This is a genomic window from Aeropyrum camini SY1 = JCM 12091 (assembly GCF_000591035.1).
In the GTDB taxonomy this organism is placed as follows: domain Archaea; phylum Thermoproteota; class Thermoprotei_A; order Sulfolobales; family Acidilobaceae; genus Aeropyrum; species Aeropyrum camini.
The window spans coordinates 1,425,969-1,442,205 of sequence record NC_022521.1 but is presented as its reverse complement, the minus strand read 5'-3'; the positions used below and the strand labels follow the sequence as shown (position 1 = coordinate 1,442,205).

The 16,237-nt window shown below is 61.3% G+C and carries 20 protein-coding genes; 11 read left to right on the top strand and 9 right to left on the bottom strand.

The window, feature by feature from the left end; translation table 11 throughout:
* Window positions 1-41: 41 nt before the first annotated feature.
* On the top strand, window positions 42-1,541 hold the full coding sequence (locus ACAM_RS07535) for a bifunctional ADP-dependent NAD(P)H-hydrate dehydratase/NAD(P)H-hydrate epimerase (protein WP_022542221.1): 1,500 nt from the start codon (window positions 42-44) through the stop codon (window positions 1,539-1,541).
* A gap of 27 nt (window positions 1,542-1,568) precedes the next feature.
* Window positions 1,569-2,399: an alpha/beta fold hydrolase gene (locus ACAM_RS07530; protein WP_022542220.1), complete on the top strand. Its 831-nt coding sequence runs from the start codon at window positions 1,569-1,571 to the stop codon at window positions 2,397-2,399.
* Here ACAM_RS07530 and ACAM_RS07525 read toward each other — a convergent pair.
* The 3 genes from ACAM_RS07525 to ACAM_RS07515 are packed head-to-tail and all read right to left on the bottom strand — an operon-like array spanning window position 2,376 to window position 4,203.
* Window positions 2,376-2,972 (bottom strand): hypothetical protein, encoded by a 597-nt coding sequence (locus ACAM_RS07525; RefSeq protein WP_022542219.1) that lies wholly within the window; start codon window positions 2,970-2,972, stop codon window positions 2,376-2,378. The genes ACAM_RS07530 and ACAM_RS07525 overlap by 24 nt on opposite strands.
* Complete coding sequence (locus tag ACAM_RS07520) at window positions 2,969-3,526, bottom strand: HD domain-containing protein (RefSeq protein WP_022542218.1); 558 nt, start codon at window positions 3,524-3,526, stop codon at window positions 2,969-2,971. The genes ACAM_RS07525 and ACAM_RS07520 overlap by 4 nt, the downstream gene beginning before the upstream one ends.
* On the bottom strand, window positions 3,523-4,203 hold the full coding sequence (locus ACAM_RS07515; RefSeq protein ID WP_022542217.1) for a hypothetical protein: 681 nt from the start codon (window positions 4,201-4,203) through the stop codon (window positions 3,523-3,525). The genes ACAM_RS07520 and ACAM_RS07515 overlap by 4 nt, the downstream gene beginning before the upstream one ends.
* A gap of 76 nt (window positions 4,204-4,279) precedes the next feature.
* Between ACAM_RS07515 and ACAM_RS07510 the strand changes: the two genes are divergently transcribed.
* Window positions 4,280-4,672, top strand: a complete 393-nt coding sequence (locus tag ACAM_RS07510; RefSeq protein WP_022542216.1) for an NfeD family protein — start codon at window positions 4,280-4,282, stop codon at window positions 4,670-4,672.
* Here ACAM_RS07510 and ACAM_RS07505 read toward each other — a convergent pair.
* Window positions 4,669-5,886: an acyl-CoA dehydrogenase family protein gene (locus ACAM_RS07505; protein WP_022542215.1), complete on the bottom strand. Its 1,218-nt coding sequence runs from the start codon at window positions 5,884-5,886 to the stop codon at window positions 4,669-4,671. The two genes, ACAM_RS07510 and ACAM_RS07505, sit on opposite strands and share 4 nt — an antisense overlap.
* Before the next feature lie 125 nt (window positions 5,887-6,011).
* Between ACAM_RS07505 and ACAM_RS07500 the strand changes: the two genes are divergently transcribed.
* Window positions 6,012-6,965 (top strand): (Fe-S)-binding protein, encoded by a 954-nt coding sequence (locus ACAM_RS07500; RefSeq protein ID WP_022542214.1) that lies wholly within the window; start codon window positions 6,012-6,014, stop codon window positions 6,963-6,965.
* Here ACAM_RS07500 and ACAM_RS07495 read toward each other — a convergent pair.
* From ACAM_RS07495 to ACAM_RS07485, 3 genes are all read right to left on the bottom strand, one after another.
* Window positions 6,949-7,572, bottom strand: a complete 624-nt coding sequence (locus ACAM_RS07495) for a cysteine hydrolase family protein (RefSeq protein ID WP_022542213.1) — start codon at window positions 7,570-7,572, stop codon at window positions 6,949-6,951. The two genes, ACAM_RS07500 and ACAM_RS07495, sit on opposite strands and share 17 nt — an antisense overlap.
* A 233-nt stretch (window positions 7,573-7,805) precedes the next feature.
* Window positions 7,806-8,366, bottom strand: coding sequence for an orotate phosphoribosyltransferase (gene pyrE, locus ACAM_RS07490; protein ID WP_022542212.1), 561 nt, complete (start codon window positions 8,364-8,366; stop codon window positions 7,806-7,808).
* Between the two features lie 58 nt (window positions 8,367-8,424).
* Window positions 8,425-9,144 carry an orotidine 5'-phosphate decarboxylase / HUMPS family protein gene (locus tag ACAM_RS07485; protein ID WP_022542211.1) on the bottom strand — a complete coding sequence of 240 codons (720 nt, stop codon included), beginning with the start codon at window positions 9,142-9,144 and terminating at the stop codon, window positions 8,425-8,427.
* 130 nt (window positions 9,145-9,274) lie between these two features.
* Between ACAM_RS07485 and ACAM_RS07480 the strand changes: the two genes are divergently transcribed.
* The 5 genes from ACAM_RS07480 (at window position 9,275) to ubp (ending at window position 12,660) form a co-directional block, all read left to right on the top strand.
* Window positions 9,275-9,541: a biotin/lipoyl-containing protein gene (locus ACAM_RS07480; RefSeq protein ID WP_022542210.1), complete on the top strand. Its 267-nt coding sequence runs from the start codon at window positions 9,275-9,277 to the stop codon at window positions 9,539-9,541.
* Window positions 9,528-10,409: a lipoyl synthase gene (lipA, locus tag ACAM_RS07475; RefSeq protein WP_022542209.1), complete on the top strand. Its 882-nt coding sequence runs from the start codon at window positions 9,528-9,530 to the stop codon at window positions 10,407-10,409. Before ACAM_RS07480 ends, lipA begins: the two co-directional genes overlap by 14 nt.
* Window positions 10,378-11,172 (top strand): lipoate--protein ligase family protein, encoded by a 795-nt coding sequence (locus ACAM_RS07470; RefSeq protein ID WP_022542208.1) that lies wholly within the window; start codon window positions 10,378-10,380, stop codon window positions 11,170-11,172. Before lipA ends, ACAM_RS07470 begins: the two co-directional genes overlap by 32 nt.
* Window positions 11,173-11,186: 14 nt before the next feature.
* A complete protein-coding gene (locus ACAM_RS07465; protein ID WP_420804959.1) occupies window positions 11,187-11,975 on the top strand; it encodes a lipoate--protein ligase family protein in 789 nt (262 codons plus the stop codon).
* 217 nt (window positions 11,976-12,192) lie between these two features.
* A complete protein-coding gene (gene ubp / locus ACAM_RS07460; RefSeq protein WP_022542206.1) occupies window positions 12,193-12,660 on the top strand; it encodes a UBP family nucleoid-associated protein in 468 nt (155 codons plus the stop codon).
* A gap of 110 nt (window positions 12,661-12,770) precedes the next feature.
* Here ubp and ACAM_RS07455 read toward each other — a convergent pair whose 3' ends face one another.
* Window positions 12,771-13,721 (bottom strand): SAM hydrolase/SAM-dependent halogenase family protein, encoded by a 951-nt coding sequence (locus ACAM_RS07455; RefSeq protein ID WP_022542205.1) that lies wholly within the window; start codon window positions 13,719-13,721, stop codon window positions 12,771-12,773.
* 218 nt (window positions 13,722-13,939) lie between these two features.
* Between ACAM_RS07455 and ACAM_RS07450 the strand changes: the two genes are divergently transcribed.
* Together ACAM_RS07450 and ACAM_RS07445 are read left to right on the top strand one after the other, a co-directional pair.
* On the top strand, window positions 13,940-14,209 hold the full coding sequence (locus ACAM_RS07450) for a stationary phase-response protein (RefSeq protein WP_131159443.1): 270 nt from the start codon (window positions 13,940-13,942) through the stop codon (window positions 14,207-14,209).
* Between the two features lie 59 nt (window positions 14,210-14,268).
* Window positions 14,269-15,684: a ribonuclease FAU-1 family protein gene (locus tag ACAM_RS07445; protein ID WP_022542204.1), complete on the top strand. Its 1,416-nt coding sequence runs from the start codon at window positions 14,269-14,271 to the stop codon at window positions 15,682-15,684.
* Here ACAM_RS07445 and ACAM_RS07440 read toward each other — a convergent pair.
* Complete coding sequence (locus tag ACAM_RS07440; protein WP_148706475.1) at window positions 15,681-16,169, bottom strand: hypothetical protein; 489 nt, start codon at window positions 16,167-16,169, stop codon at window positions 15,681-15,683. The two genes, ACAM_RS07445 and ACAM_RS07440, sit on opposite strands and share 4 nt — an antisense overlap.
* Window positions 16,170-16,237: the final 68 nt, after the last annotated feature.

The window sequence follows — 16,237 nt, the reverse complement described above, 5'->3', positions numbered from 1 at the left end:
ATGGCCCGGCGCCCAAACCAACCCTCCAGGGGTGCCCGTGCTTGGTCCTGTGCCCCGGGGTTGGAGAGGCTAGGCCTGAGGACGCTATCTCCACCGAGGATATGAGGGCGTATGAGATAAACGCCGAGCACCTAGGGGTCTCCATCGAGCTTCTCATGGAGAACGCTGGAAACGCTGTGGCCAGTCTAGTCGAATGCCTACTAGGGGGAGCCCGGGGGGCGAGGGTGGTTATCCTCGCCGGCAAAGGGGGGAACGGTGGAGACGGTGTTGCAGCGGCCAGGAGGCTTGCCGCCCGTGGGGCTAGGGTTGAGGTCCACCTCTCACACCCCAGCGGCGAGGTGTCGCACCCGGCTGCGAGAACTATGCTCAGAGGGCTTAGGGCGAGCGGCGTGCCGGTGCTCGAGCCAGGCTCCCCTGGCTGGCTAGACCTCGGGGGTGTGGACGCCGTGGTAGACGCGCTCCTAGGCATAGGCGTCAAGGGCGGCCTCAGAGGCGGTGTGAAGGCGGCTGCAGAAGCCTACAACCGGTCTGCGGGGTTGAAAGCCTCGGTTGACGTCCCCACGGGGGTAGACCCCGACACGGGGGAGGCTGTAGAGGGTGCTGTGAGGTCAGACTACACGGTGTCGATGCACAGGCCAAAGAAGGGGCTCTTCAAAGGCTCCGCTCCACTCTACGCTGGCGAGGTCCTCACCGCCGAGATAGGCATACCCTGGGGGGCTGAGCACTATGCAGGCCCCGGAGACCTGGCCGCCAGGATACCCAGGAGGCCGAGGGACGCCCACAAGGGCGTAGGAGGGAGGGTTCTAGTCGTGGGTGGCAGCAGCGAGTACGTAGGCGCCCCCATCCTAGCCGCCCTTGCCGCCTACGCCGCCGGCGTCGACCTAGTCTACCTGGCCTCCCCCTTCTCCAGGGAGGCCGCGCTAGCCAGGCCCGAGATAGTGCCGCGGAGGCTGGAGGATGCGGTGATGACGGTTGAGAGGGTCCACTCGGTGGTGGCAGGGCCGGGGATGGGGGGAGAGGGCGAGGAGTTGCTGATGCAGGTCCTCGCCGCCTCGAGGGAAAGGGGTGTGCCCGTCGTTGTTGACGCCGACGGCCTCAAAACACTGGCCAGAAGAGGGGGCAGTCTCTGGGGGGAGGCGGTGCTAACCCCCCACAGGGGGGAGGCCAAGCTGCTCCTAGGGGGCGAGGACCTCCCGCCCCTAAAGGCTGCCCGGGAGATAGCAGCCCGGTACGGCGCCACCACCGTTGTCAAGGCCCCGGTGGACGCGGTCTGCACGCCCGAGGGTAGGTGCAGGGAGTCGCCATGGGGGGCTCCGGAGATGAGTGTCGGAGGCACTGGCGACGTGCTGGCGGGTGTTATAGCAGGGTTCCTCGCCAGGAGGAGGGCTCTAGGCCTCCCCCCAGACCCCCTAAACACCGCCGCGGCAGCCCTATACACGGTGGGAAGGGCTGGCGAGGTTCTAGTGGCTGAGGAGGGGATGGTGCATCCCGCAAGGCTAGTTGAGGCTGTGAAGAGGGTTGCAGCAGGCCGCGGAACGTAGCCGCTGGAGGCCTGGGGGTGCGCCGAGGTGGCTTCCGAGGAGAGGCTGAGCCTCACCTCGTGGGACGGGGGCACCACAGCCTACATAACCCTATCCCCCCCGACAGGGGGCGGTGACACCCTGTTCATCCTCCACGGCCTAGGGGAGAACGGTAGGGTCTGGCTCTACACTGGAAGGCTAGCGGCGAGTCTAGGGGTTAGGGTTGTTATCCCCGACCTTAGGGGCCACGGGGGGAGCAGGCCGGGGAGCGGCGGTGTGTCCCTAGGGGCTATGGCTATGGACCTGGAAGCCCTTGTCAAGCAGGAGGGGGTCGGCAGGGTACACCTAATGGGCTTCAGCCTCGGGGGGTTTGTGGTGCTTGAGGCCGTGGACAAGGGCCTCCTGAAGCCGGGGAGGGGTTTTCAGAGCGCAATCATGGTTGGGGCGCTGCACAGGCCTGCGGACCCCGAGGGGATGAGGGCTAGGGCAAGGCTGGCCAGGGAGAAGGGTGCTGAGGAGGCGGCGAGGGCTATAGCTGTAGCCGTATACCGGGGGGTTAACAGGGAGGCCGCCTACCAGGCCGCCCTAAAGCTCCTAGAGAGCCTAGGCCCCCGGGTCTACGCGAGCATAGTCGAGGAGCTGGCTGGCCGCGACTACAGCCAGGCATTCAGGAGGCTTACAACAGAGGCGCCCACCACCGTTGTGGTGGGCTCCAGAGACCCCCTGGCCGCCAGTCTGCTCGAGGAGGCTCGCCGCATACTAGGCCCGCGGGGGAGGATAGTCGTCGTAGAGGGGGCGGGCCACCTTGTCCATCTCGAGGCTGCCTCTAGGCTCGCCGAAGACCTGAGGACACACCTAGACTTCGCCCTCGGCCGCTAGGGCCTCCAGCGAGGACCTGAGGCCCGGGTTCCTGGAGGCGAGCCACTCCAGTATCCTATCGCTCCCACCCCCCGGCCTTGAAACCCTGGTGCCCCCGGGTGTTGGGCGGACCTCCACTACCCTCCACCTCAAGCCCCGGTGTATCGGCTGTAGGCGGCCGGAGATTACCTCGCCGAGCACGTCCTTGCAGAGCCTCCTGGCCAGCCTTGCCCTCCTAGCCTCCTCCCTAACCTCGGGCTCCACAGGAGGGCCCACCAAGCCCCCCGCTATCAGCCTGTTTAGCTCCTGGCCAAGCCTCCTCAGCATCCACCTCCAAACCCTTCCGGGTGGTGGAGGCGGCTCTGAGAGGAGGAGTGTCGCCCGCTCTATATAATGCCTGAGGACCTCGCCGGGGCTGCCCCACGGGGCCGCGGCCACGCCGGACGGCCTCTCCTCCAGCCAGACAGGCCTCCTGGACGCGAGGAGGCAGATCTCCTCCGGATGGAGGTGGCGGGATAGGTGGGCCTCCAGGAACAGGCTACCCCGCCCCCTTCCCATGCTATACTCGTAGTAGGGTAGTGAAACCCTTGTCAACCCTCCAAACACCCCTCACCCCCCAGCATGTGGACGAGTCTCTCAACATGCTCCAGAAGCCCCCAACTCCGGGCGAGGGCCATGGCCTCCTCGAGGCTGCCCCGGCCTATGTCGCCCGCCCTAAACCCTGTTCTCACGTACACGCATGACCTCCAGAACGTGGCAAGCAGCTCGGCCACCCTGGCTATCCTCGCCTCCAGGGTTGAGGCCTCCTCAAACTCCCTGTACAGCTTCTTAGCCTCCTCACTCACCGGGAGGGCGGCGAAGGCCCTCGCTTCGGCATCCCTCTTCTCCCTCGAGAGCCCGGCCCTCCTGGATATATCGCCTATCACGCTCTCCGCCATGTCGTGGTATAGGGCTATGGCCACAGCCCTTTCAGGGTTGACGGGGAGGCCCTGGGACCTGGCCATCCACGCCATCTCACCCGCTATAACCGCGGCGGCGAAGAGGTGCTCCGCAACCGTCTCCGCCAGCTGGTGTGGGACGCCTCTAAGCATCCAGCCGGTCCTGGATAAGCTGGAGAGAGCCTCGAGAACATCTCCCAGGGTCTTCAAGCCACCACACCCACCTCTATGGTGTTTAGCCTGAGAGGGGGGATAACGCCCTTCTTCACCGTCCACAGCTTTATATAGTCGTCCTCGGAGACTAGGCCTATCCTGAGCATGTAGACCATGCACTCCGGGGTGGCCGCTGACTCAAAAAGCCCGCCATTCACCATAAGGTCGAGCCCGCTCACCACATCAGCCCTAGAGAGGGCGCATGAGCCGCTGGGGTGGGTGTGGACTGCGGCGGCCGCCGAGTCTCCAAGGCCAGGTATGGAAACCCTGTACTCCTCCCCCTCCAGCAGCACCACCCTCCCGTCAACCAGGTACACTAGTATATACTCTATACCGCTCCTCGTGGTCTCCCTGGCGAGGCTCCTGAGAAGCCGCCCCTCAAGCCTCCACACCTCCCTGGGGAGGCCTCGGAGCACTGTGGAGAGCCTCTCCACACCAATGCCCGGGGCCACCAACACCCTGGAGCCGTCGTCGAGCTCCCACGAATACTCCCCGAGGGAGTTGCCTGGCGCCTCAACCTCCACCAGAACATCCCCGCCCCTGCGTCTAGGCTGGGAAACCCGGACAGCATCGGGGTCGTAGTCTTCATTGTACTCCTCGACAGCCCTGACTACGGCTGCCACCACCGCAACCAGCCTCGACGCCTCCGTAGTCCTCAGCTCCTGCCTCTTCAAAACCCCCTAACACCCTGGCTCCACAATATCTAACAGCCGCCGAGGCCTACTAGATATTGCCCTGGGGCCTGAAGGGTTGGCTGGAAGGCTCGTCCTGCTTCTTGCCCTTCTGGACGAGGCGGCTGTGATACTGCTTGTTGTAGGGGGCGCCGCCTACCTAGCCGGGAGGCTAGGGCTGCTCTCACCAGTTGAGGCGGCGGTCATGGTCTCACCCGTCGCCATCTTCCTAGCCGTGGCTGCGGCCAAAGCTGTGGAGGCTATGGCCAGGAGGCCCCGGGTGGGGGTGGACGCCCTGGCCGGCTCCAGGGGGAGGGTTGTAGAGGTGAGGGAGGGAGGAAGGCTGCTGGTTGAGGTTGAGGGGGAGCTCTGGAGGGGGACCCTTCTCAGGGGTTCCGTGAAGCCTGGTGATACAGTGGTTGTCAGGGGTGCCCGGGGCCTCGTACTCCTGGTGGAGCCGGAGGAGGGCTAGAGCTTCACATACTCCCTGCCTATCAGGTCCCTCGCTATGATATACTTCATTATGTTCTGGGCTCCCTCCGCCCCCACGAGGTATGAAAGGGTGCCTAGCAGGCCCCTGTGTACGTCCACCTCCTTAGTGAAGCTTATGCCACCTATTATCTTCATGGTGGCCTGGAATATCGAGAACGCCGTGTCCACCGCCTTCAGCTTGGCCGACGCGCTGTAGAGGTTAAGCTCCTCCCTAGACGCCTCACCCCTGACATACCTGTCCGCCGTCCAGGCGGCCCTGTAGACGAGGAGCCTCGCCGCCTCAAGCTCTGCGAACGCCTCAGCTATGGAGAAGCTGACGCCCTGGAAAGACGCTATAGGCCTTCCCCCGAAGAGCCTCCTCTCCCTAGACCACTCGACAGCCCTCTCAAGAGCCCATTTGGCGGCCCCGATGTTCGCGGCCGCCACGAGTATCCTAGCAAGGGGGAAGCCCTCCATAGCAACATAGAACCCCCTCCCCTCTCCGCCCACGAGCCTCGAGCCGGGCACCTCCACCCCGTCGAGCCTTAGTATGCCCGTTGATATGCCGTGTCTCCCGATCGTGTCGAGGATACTGTACTCAAGGCCGTCTGCCAGGCGGCCACCCCATTTTCCTGTGAATGCGAAGGCGGAGAGCCCCCTGTGGCCTTCACCGCCCGTCCTGGCTAGGAGGAGCCAGCCCCCGTAGTCTAGGGTCTCCAACGCCTCCCTGACGCCGCTAATGAGTATCTTCTCGCCGTACACCCTATACGAGTCTCCATCCCTCTCCGCCCGCGTCTTTATCCCGGCTACATCGCTGCCACCACTGGGCTCGGTGGAGGCTATCCCGAAGAACATCTCCCCCCTAGCAACCCTCTCAACTATACCCCCAGCCACATCAGGGTTCCCGTGGCGGGAGAGTATGAAGGGCCATGCGTTGTTAAGTAGAGTGTAGACGGCGGTTGACATGCTGGGGTCGTGGTAGCCTACCTCCTCGGCGGCTATAGCAGCCTCAAGCCACCCGCCGCCCTGCCCCCCGAGGTCCTCCGGGCAAACAAGCGCGAGGACACCCAGGCTCCCGAGCCCCCTTATAGTCTCCGCAGGGAGAACTCCAGCCTCATCTATCTCCACCCACCTGCCGCCGCCCAACAGCTTCTCGAGCCCCCTCCTGAGGCTCTCCCTGAACAGCTCTAAATCGGGACCTAGGGAGAAGTCCACGACGCGTACACCTCCGGCCCTATAAAATACTGTATAAAACTCTATATTTCCCAGGCGTCGAAGAATTAAAGCGAAGCCGTGAAGAGCTATAGTGTAGCCGGGGTACGGGGGGGGCTTGGGCTGAGTTGGCCAGGCTGAAGCTCTACCTCGCGTTGATGAAGACGGTTGTCGAGAAGACTGGCCTCCCTGTCCCAGCTCCTAGAGACGTCGTCTACAGGTGGGCCCGCGGCGAGAAGCCTCCCAGGAGGGGTAGGGCCTACCTGTTCACCGGGGGGCTGTACCAGCTCGCCCCCTATATAAGGGCTACCGTACGGTTAATGGAGAGGCTCGAGTCGATAGGGCTGCTGGAAGTTGGGCTCAGGGCTTCTAAGGTTGTGCCGCCAGGGCTGGCTAGGCTTGCCGTGAGGCCCCCGGGTAGCGAGGTTAGGAGGGCAGAGTCCATCGTATCCCGCATCTACAGGATGCTCAGGCCGCTGGAGGTGGCATACCCGTACGACGCCGACGCCTACAGCGGCGCCATACTATATGAAAACGGTCTCGAATCCTCCTTCGAGAAACATATAAACAGGGTTTACCGGCGTCTGCGGGAGTCTGGTGTTGAGAGGATTGTGACCATCGACCCCCACACCACTCACATCATGAGGACCGTCGCGCCGAAGTATGTAGACGGCTATAGCCTCGAGGTCGAGAGCTACCTGGAGGTCCTCGACAGGGCTGGCGGGGTGAGGCTAGGCTCGAGTATCGGGGAGGCCGTGATACACGACCCATGCTACTACGCGAGGTTTGAGAATGTCATAGGGGAGCCCAGGAGGGTGGCCGAGAGGGCTGGCCTCAGGCTTAAAGAGCCCCCGAGGGCGGGGAGGATGACCTACTGCTGCGGCGGGCCTGTGGAGGGTTTGATGCCGAGGCTTGCGAAGAGGATAGCCAGGGCTAGGCTAGAGGAGCTGGAGAGCGTTTCGAGAAAAATTGTAGTTGCATGCCCGATATGTATGATTAACCTTGGCGACGCAGCTGTGGGTAGGGGCGTCGAGGTCCTCGACATCTCTGAGGCTCTAGAGCCCGTCAGCGGCTCCTCCTGAACTCTATCCCGTCTACGCTCTTAACAAGGGTACCGCGGTAGAGGAAGCTTATCTGCCTAAGGGCGGCGTGGTAGTCGAAGTCGTTGAGAGCGCTTATCCCGTCGAGCGGCACAACCACCTTGTACCACCTGAGGGCGGCGCTGCCAGCCGTGTGGAGCACACATATGTTCGCTACAGTACCCACAACAACCAGGCTCCTTATCCCATAGACTCTCAGAAGGTCGTCCAGCATCGTACCGTAGAAGCCGTCGTACCTGGTCTTCATCACCACTATATCCCTGCCCTCGACAGGCTTCAGCTCGTCCACTATCCTCCAGCCCCAGGTGCCGTATCTAACATGCTCCCCCCAGATCTCGAACTCGGGGTCGCCTTCATAGTGGGTGTCCTGGGTGTAGAAGACCCTCACGCCGGCGGACCTGGCCTTCTCCAGCAGCCTCCGTATAGGCTCTATGGTGGCCGGCGCTGTGGGGACGAAGAGCTTGCCCTGAGGCTTTACGAAGTCGTTCTGCATGTCAACTACGATAACAGCAGTCTCGTCCGCGGGAAGCTCGACCCTATCAACAACAGGTATCTCAGGCACCTCCACGGTCTTCCTTAGCACAGCCATAACTCCCCACCTCGCATCCTCCACGATAATAATATATACCCTTGAGAGCGTTAAACTATCAACTATACCCGCCTCCGGTCCGGAGCACCAGGGATGCCGGAGAGGCTCCTTAGGGGGCCCTCAAAGCCAGGGGAGTCGTCACAGCCCTTTCGGCTCCGACGATGCGGGCGTCACCCGACGGGCGTTCACAGGGCCCGTATTAATGTTCGTCGGGAGCCGCGGGTGATAGGGTTTCAAGCGGGATTCCGGTCTAAGGCTTTTAGTATGCTTTCTAGGGTTGCAACGCTCACTAACCTCACACCCATGCTGGCCAGCAGCTCCCTAGCCCCCTCACCCCTATCCACTAGTACTAGCGCGGTGGTTACGGTGTAGCCGCTGTTCCTGAGGACCTCTACGCTGCTGGCTATGCTGGATCCTGTTGTCGCCACGTCATCCACAACGACGACCCTGCCTCTAGGCGGTTCTCCCTCCACCTGGGACCCCGTTCCATGGCCCTTCCTCTCGGGCCTGACATAGCCGAGGGGTTTTGACAGGCGTAGGGCGAGCATTGCAGCCCAGGGCAGGCCTCCTGTGGCCACGCCTATCACCGCCGAGGACCTCGCCAGCTCCTGCGCCCCCGCTTCTAGGAGGAGGTCTAGAGCAACCGTGTAGGAGGACTCGTCACCCAGGAGACGGCGCATGTCTATGTACACGCTGCTCCTCCTACCGCTGGAAAGTACGAAGTCTCCCCTCAACACTGCTCCTCTTTTCTTAAGGACCTTTGCAAGCACATCCGCTAGTTCCTCATGCGACAAAGATGTCGCCCCCACTAGTGTTGTAGTTTAAAGCTCCACGGCTTTAACTAGGACCGTTTCATGTGGAGGCGGGTAGGAGCCTCTCCGGACACCTCTCTGCAATAGACCCGGCAACACTCCTTAAAGCCGAGACCGGGTCGGGCGACCTGGTGACTACCCTACCAACTATCTCGTAGTCGGCGCCGCCTAGGCATATGGCGTCACCCGGCCTCCCGCCCTGGGCCCCAACGCCTGGGCTCATTATAACGGTCCTCGGCATGGCCGACCTAACCCTGGCTATAACCCCTGGCCTTGTAGCGGGGGCCACGACACCCCAAGGCCGAACCCTGGTGGCGACGGAGATGAGCCGGTCTAGGCAGGGGTCTATCACCTCCGCGGAGCCCTGGTGGCTCATCGACAACACTAGGACCAGCCTTACACCCATACCCTCCAGAGCACCCTTAAGCTCCTCCAGAGCACCCTCCGAGCCTATGAAGGCGTGGGCTATGGCGGCGTCGAACCCCCTGGCGAGGCTCTCTACAGCGAGCCTCATCACATAGCCTATGTCCGCCAGCTTGAGGTCTAAAACCCTCAGCCCCCCTCCGCTGCATAGTCTAGCGGCCTCCGAGACGGCTTCCGAACCGCCCAGGGCTAGCATCGGCAGGCCCACCTTAATACCCGCCCCCTCGCGGCAGGCCAGCCTGGCGATGCCTAGTAGCTTCTCAACATCGCCCTCCACCGCGGGGTCGAGAGCCACTATCACCCGTTTAACCGCTAAACCCGCACTACCCTGGCTCAACGAGGCCTCCCATCAGGCCTATAGGGCAGTCATGAGGGAAAATTATAGTTGCCAGCGTCCACAGTGATTCTAGTGGCAGCGTCTAAGGGCTGCACTCCGCTCGCGCTTTCGCTGGAGGGTGTTTGGAGGGTTGGCTTCGGAGAGTCTTGTTAGGATACCCCTTGACCTGTGGCCCCGCAGGGGCGGGTGGCGGGGGAAGGTTGTTAAGGTGTATAAGAGGCCGGGCGATGCTGTGGAGAAGGGCGAGGTCCTAGCCGAGGTTGAGATTGAAAAGGCTGTGCTGGAGATCGAGAGCCCCGTCTCGGGCAGGGTTAAGAGCATAGTCGGCGAGGGTGAGGAGGTTACGCCAGACACTGTGGTAGCGGTGGTGGAGGGCCCTGGCGATGGAGGCGGCTAAGCCGAGGCTTAGGGTTAGGATAAACGACTCCTACGTTAAAGTGGCCAGGCTAGTGGCCAGCCTGGGCGTCGCGACAGTCTGCGAGGGCGCCCTGTGCCCCAACATTTTCACCTGCTGGGGCGAGGGTACGGCGACGTTCATGATCATGGGTGACACCTGCACGAGGGGGTGTAGGTTCTGCTATGTGAAGAAGGGAGCCCCAGAGCCCCTAGACCCCCTGGAGCCCTATAAGGTTGCGCTAGCCGTCGACGCGCTCGGGCTCGACTACGTGACCCTCACTAGCGTGGACAGGGATGACCTGCCTGACGGGGGGGCCAGCCACTTCGCCGCCACCGTTAGGGCGATAAAAAGCCTCAGGCCCGCCACCATAGTGGAGGCTCTCATACCCGACTTCCAGGGTGTGGAGGAGCACGTCAGGCTAGTAGCGTCCAGCGGGCTCGAGGTCCTCGCACACAATATGGAGACCGTGGAGAGGCTGACCCCCCTGGTTAGGGATAGGAGGGCTGGGTACAGGCAGAGCCTGAGGGTTCTCGAGGTGGCAAAGCAGGAGGGCGTTGTGACCAAGTCTAGCATACTGCTGGGTCTGGGGGAGGAGAGAGAGGAGGTGATAGAGGCTATGAGAGACTTGAGGAGCGTGGGGGTTGATATCCTGGTGCTGAGCCAGTACTACAGGCCTAGTAGGAAGCAGCTGCCCGTGGCGAAGAGGTATAGCCTCTCCGAGTTCCGGGAGCTGGCTGAGAGGGCGCTGCGCATGGGGTTCGCCTACGTCGTGGCCCACCCGCTGGCGAGGACCTCGTTCAAGGCTAGGGAGGCGTACATGGCTGCGGTGAGGAGGATTGGAGCTGAGGGTAGTGGTGGACGGGCCTAGAGACCCCCGGATGAATATGGCCATAGACGAGGCGATACTGAGGGCTGGGCCGGCGCCGACTCTCAGGATATACATGTGGCTCCCGGGCGGCCTCACCATAGGGAGGAGGCAGAGCGTAGGGGAGGTCAGCCTGGCCGAGGCGGAGAGGAGGGGGTACGTGCTCGTCAGGAGGCCCACTGGAGGCGCTGCCCTCCTCCACCCGTGGGAGAGGGAGGTGACATACTCCATAGTCCTAAACAGCAGCCACCCATTCTACAGCCTTGACGTCGCCGAGAGCGCCGCCATGATAGCGGGCGGCGTGGCCCTTGCGCTGGAGGAGCTTGGCGTAGCGACTAGCGTCGGCGGCTATGATCCTCCCCAGGGAGTCTCAGGAGGCCTCTGCTATGTTAGGCCTGGGAGCAGCGACGTGGTGGTGGCGGGTAGGAAGGTGTCCGGGAGCGCCCAGAGGAGGATAGGCGGGAGGCTGCTTCAGCACGGCACCCTGCTCCTCCGGTTCGACCCTGAGGAGTGGGTCTCCATAATACCCGTTAAGGGGGCGGGGGCTAGGGAGCTGGCCTCCAAGATCGCAGGCATCGAGGACCTAACCAGCAGGAGCTACAGCTTCTCCGAGATAGCCAGAGCACTGGTGAAAGGTTTCTCCCGCGCCCTCGGTCTCCAGCCCAAGCCCTCCGGGCTGAGCGGGGAGGAGGTTGAGGAAGCCCTAAGGCTGTATGAGGAGAAGTACTCGACCCCAAGGTGGAACCTCGAGGGTGAAGAGCCTTAGGCGGGGGAGCGGTTATACTTAGAACCCTAGGTGGGTCTCCACACTTCAACCTGGCGCTGGAGGAGGCTCTCCTTGAAGAGTCGGGGGAGCATGGTATAGCTTTGGCCAGGCTATGGCTAAACCCTGATAGCGTGGTGATAGGCTACACTGTCGACGTGGAAAAGGAGGTCAACACCAGCCAGGCTATGGCGGAGGGTATACCCGTTGTTAGGCGTATAAGCGGGGGCGGCGCCGTATTCCACGACCTAGGCAACATAAACTTGTCGATATACATACCCCGCAGGCTCGGTGTCGACGAGGCCTACAGGCTTGTCACGGGAATTATACTTAGGACCCTCCACTCCCTAGGTCTAGAGGCTAGGGTTGAGAACGGCAATGACGTTGCAGTAGGCCCATGGAAAGTCTCCGGGAGCGCCGCCGCGATAAGAAGCAGAGCCACCCTCGCCCACGCCACCCTCCTTGTAACCACAAACCCGTCAAGAATAAGGAGACTCGTCATACCGCAGCTCCACAGGGTTATCCGGGGGGAGGTGACCCCCGTCAAGTACAACCCCAACAGTCTTGACGAGATAACCGGGGGGAGGATCCGGCTGCAACAGGTTGCACGGCTCCTCGAATACCATGTGACGCAGACCCTCGGGGGGGTAGGGGAGGTCGAGCAAGATATACTGGGGGAAGCCTTCGAAAGGGCTGGAGAACTGTGTAGGGCTAAGTACTCTGCAAAGGGGTTCTGGAGCCCCCTAGGCACGGGGGGCTGCGAGAAGCCTAGAAAATCCGAGCTAGCCAGAACAGCGCAACTATAGGAGGGCCCCTCGGCTAGGGGAGCCGGCCTGCACATCAACGCCCCGGAGGGGGCGTCATGACTCCGCCATACGCCTCACTGGAGCCCCTGTTAAACTAGTGTTTGGTGGTAGTGGGGTATAGACTTTAACCTGGGCTACCCACGCGGTTCCCTACTTATTTTACTATCGTAGTGAACAAAATTAGGGGAGGCTTGTCTTTATCCGAGTGGTGGGGGCTGTGAAGGATGCCTGCGACGAGAAGAGCCCGAACGCCCAGGGCTATGATAAGGAAGAGCCGACTGAGCCCCCTAGTGGTGATTGTATGGTTATAGTGTACAACGGCTACGATAGGATTAAGGATTATCTGGACAGTCTTAAACCTATGCTATACAGATACAACACCATCATCAGGCCCACCGGCTACTACCTCAAGCCGGTGCACAAGGTCTACTATAAGACCCCAGACGGCAGGTCGAGGATCTACGAGTACTATGGAAGATACTGGTGGCGTATAGAGGGGCGGGGTAGCAGGCGCAGGCTAGTCTACGTGGGGAAAGATAAGCCTGCTTCCCTACCCGAACCCCCAACAACAGGCCTCGAGGATGTGAAGCTTATTATCGAAGGCAACAATGTTATACTCGACTGCCCCTCGTACAAGAGGATAGAACATATACTCTCGGGCCTACATGTAGAAGCTCTCAAATAGAGCGGCAAGACCTCCTTAGAGGCCGCGGTGTCTGCAGCCCGCTCACAAGGCTGGAGCAGGGCAGGCTGGGGGCCGGGCTATGGCAAGCCGTTGCATGCCGGCGCCTCTTCTCACCACAAGGTTTCGCCGAGGCCCTTCGACGACACGCCTAGAAGGTCCGTGCTCCTCCCCGCCCTGGACCCGTTGGGCGTGGCCACCGAGTTCTCCAGGAGTTCAATCTCAACCCTCGACTCCAGCTCGAGCCCTAGCCTCTTAGCGGCGTTACCCCTGTTGACAGCTATTTCGAGATGGCCAAAGCTGTTCTCGTACGCAACCAGCTCGCCGGGGTTCGCGTCTCCGAACGTCTTACCCATCTTTATCGTGTTGCTCGCCATGTTGGTTCTAAGCACTATCATCTTGTATAGGCTAAGGTTGATGCCGAGCTTCTTCGGTCGTATGCTTAGGGCCACGTTGCCAAACTTGTCTATATACACTACCGTGGCCCTGAAGGCTGATGCACCCATCTTCTCCACATGGTCTATGCTGGCCCTCCTAATCCTCTCAGGCTCTATCTCGTCCCCCAGCTCCTCCAGCGAAGCATGTCCCGCCGCTATGAGGGCGCCGGCGGGCGCGAACACGTCCCTACCGTGGAAGGTTCTGCTTATGCTCCACGGCTTCAACGTTCCCGCCGCAGAAGAAGTCTTCATCCGCGCAAGGCTGCTAACATCCTTCTCCCTCAGGGCGTAGACGCGTCTCATTCCATCACTCATCACAGCGGGGTAGAGGACCCCGTTGTCAGGTCCTATGAATATGTAGTTTTCGGTCTCAACCGCAAGGGCGTGCCTGGATGTGCCGACGCCGGGGTCGACAACCGCGACTATAACCGAGCCTTTAGGCAGCCAGTGGTACGTGTGGGCCACTACATAGGCCCCGGCGAGGGGGCTAAAGCTGGGGACGGAATGGTCTATATCGATTATCTGTATCTCCCTTGAAATGCTTTTTATGATAGCCCTCATGATACCCGTGTATGGACTGTCACCGAAATCCGTCACAAGGCCTATTACCTTGGAAGGCTCGACCATGGTTTAACCACACACCCTCGCACAGATTAGCAACACACCATCACGCTAAAACTCCTATCTATCCTCCTGAACCTCTACTTGAGCACCCAAGGGATTATAAAGGTTGACACTCCTGAGCGTGGGGCCTGCAAGTGGGCAAGAAGGCATTCACGCTCGGTGCACCATATTAAGCCTTCGAACCTGAATCTACATTTAATCTTAGGTGGAAGATAGTGGCTATGAATCTGCCGGCCGACAATGAGGGCAAGATAAAGCTCGCCATGAGTATACTAGTCACTATAATAAACGATACAGGCGTGCCCCGCAACATTAGGAGGGCAGCGGCTAACGCTTTAACCCACCTGAGAGATCCCCGGCTATCCCCTGCAGTTAGGGCGGCTAACGCCATAAGCGCCCTGGAAGAGGTTAGCCAGGACCCGAACATGCCTTTCTACGCGAGAACTAGGATATGGCAGGTTATAACCATCCTCGAGACCGTTAGAGATTGAAGGGCGTCGAAGAAGGCCTCCAACACCCCTCTAAACGGCCGTGGGGGGTCTGCGTCCGGTTGCTATACGCCGTGAGGGTTAGGGGGATATACGCCACCGCGCTGGTCGCGCTCGCCCTTAAGAAGGGCTACCTGCTATCCGACCTCAGCAGGACTATGCTCAGCAGGATACAGGTCCCCGTTTCTGCTAGGCCCCCAAACATCACTGTCAAACATGGCGAGGAGAGTAGAGACGAGGTTGTTATACATGGGTTCCCCTACGAGGCTGGAGAGAGGTTTGAGCGGGATCTTCTGGAGGAGGTTGGTCATGCTGCGGTGAGGAGGAGTATCCTCGGTCTGAGAAGTGTTGTAGACGCGCGAGCTGTGGAGGGGTGTAGGGCTGAGGGGCCCGGTGGGGTCGAGATCGTCATCAGGGGTGGCGAGTGCCCCCAACCCGGAAGCATGGTCAGGCTCACAGTGGTTAGGAGCCCCCCTGGGGAGTCTGTTGTGGAGGGGAGGCTCGGGGTGGAGTTGACCGGCCTCACGGCCAGGGTATCCCACCCCGGCTCTGGGGTGAGGGTTAGCAGGCACCTCTCAGGCGAAGAGGCGGCTAGGGCCTTGAAAGCCGTGGAGGCGAGCGGCGTAGACCTGAACAGGTTCTCGGTGCACGTTAGAAGCGGTGCTAGGCTGGTGGGGGAGGAGGATTTGTCGGCCGAGATCAGACGGCTGGCGAGAGAGGCTGAGAGGCTGTGGGGAGAGGGGCCTGGGAGAGAGCTGGCCGTTGTTTCCCGGGGGGAGTACCTCTCCCTAGTTTACCTTCCTAGCACAGCTAAGAGGGTTATGGACGGGCTGAGGGCAGGCCTCTACCCCACCGTCAACAACCACCATAGCCTGAAGAGCTGGAGCAGCGATGCAGAGGGCCTGTTAACCGACTTCGCGGAGGAGGGGGTCAGGGAGGGGTTTTGGGGTGCTGAGGCGGGGGATCTCATAGTCAGGTTCATATCCTCAAGACTAGTCGGCAGGACAGCGGTGATACTCCACAGGAGGCCGGACGGCGAGACCATAAGGCTGGGGCCATTTAGGGTGTCTTCCTACAGGCCCAATGCAGGGCGTGGGGGGGAGATCGTGCTCGAGAGGACGTTCAGGAGTGCTGGTGTCTACGACGGGCTAGGTTTGGAGAGGCGTCCTGGAGACAGGGGGGTGACCAGCGTGTTCCTAGGTGACTGGCTCACCGTCCATGAATACTATGACAGGGCTGGTAGGCTGCTGGGCGTGTATGCTAATGTTAACACTCCTCCTGAGGTCGGCTTCGAAGGCGTCAAGTACCTCGACCTTCTCGTGGATGTGGTAAAGAGGCCTGGAGAGGAGCCGGAGATCATAGATAGGGGCGACCTGGAGGTGGCGTGTAGCTCCGGCCTGCTGACGGACACGCTGTGCCGTGAAGCGGAGAGGCAGGCTGAGAGGGCCTTAGGCCTTCTAAAGTCCAGGTACCCCTAGCTGGCCAGGCTCGCGCCCCTACTGTCGCTACCGCATGGCAGGCTCAGGGGGAGGCTCCTCCAAAGGTTTCCGCAGGGTAGAACTAGGGGGGCGCTGCTCTCCCTCAGAATCCTAACCACCTCTTGAGTGGGTGTGGTGTAGAGTCTCACTGCATGGAGGAGCCTTGGCTGGACAGTGCGTACGACGCGTCCTACATGCTTTTCAACGGCTGCCCTAGCACCAGGCTCCGATACGACAACCCATGAGCCCCTTGGGGCACCCTCTAAAGGCCTGAGCGTGTGTGGGTCGAGGACCTCCCCGCCAGGAGGGACATCCGCAGGCGCGGGCTTAATCTTGCTCGGCCAGTCCATAGGGACTGCGAGCCTTCCACCACGTCCTCGGGGGTTATAGAGTGTGCAGGACGCTGTGGAGCTACAGGCGAGCAATACATATCCCAGTGAGACTAGCAAACCTATTATGGGACTGGGGGGCTCGACGCCCGACATAGGCCCTCCCGCTGTAGAGCCGGCGTGTCGTAGAGGCTTAAAGAGCGTGGCGGAAGGGAAAGCTACAC

Coding starts and splice junctions, on each gene's coding strand:
- ACAM_RS07495 (WP_022542213.1), bottom strand. CDS start 7,572: ATGGCTGTGCTAAGGAAGACCGTGGAGGTGCCTGAGATACCTGTTGTT.
- lipA (WP_022542209.1), top strand. CDS start 9,528: ATGGAGGCGGCTAAGCCGAGGCTTAGGGTTAGGATAAACGACTCCTAC.
- ACAM_RS07455 (WP_022542205.1), bottom strand. CDS start 13,721: ATGGTCGAGCCTTCCAAGGTAATAGGCCTTGTGACGGATTTCGGTGAC.
- ACAM_RS07450 (WP_131159443.1), top strand. CDS start 13,940: ATGAATCTGCCGGCCGACAATGAGGGCAAGATAAAGCTCGCCATGAGT.
- ACAM_RS07440 (WP_148706475.1), bottom strand. CDS start 16,169: ATGTCGGGCGTCGAGCCCCCCAGTCCCATAATAGGTTTGCTAGTCTCA.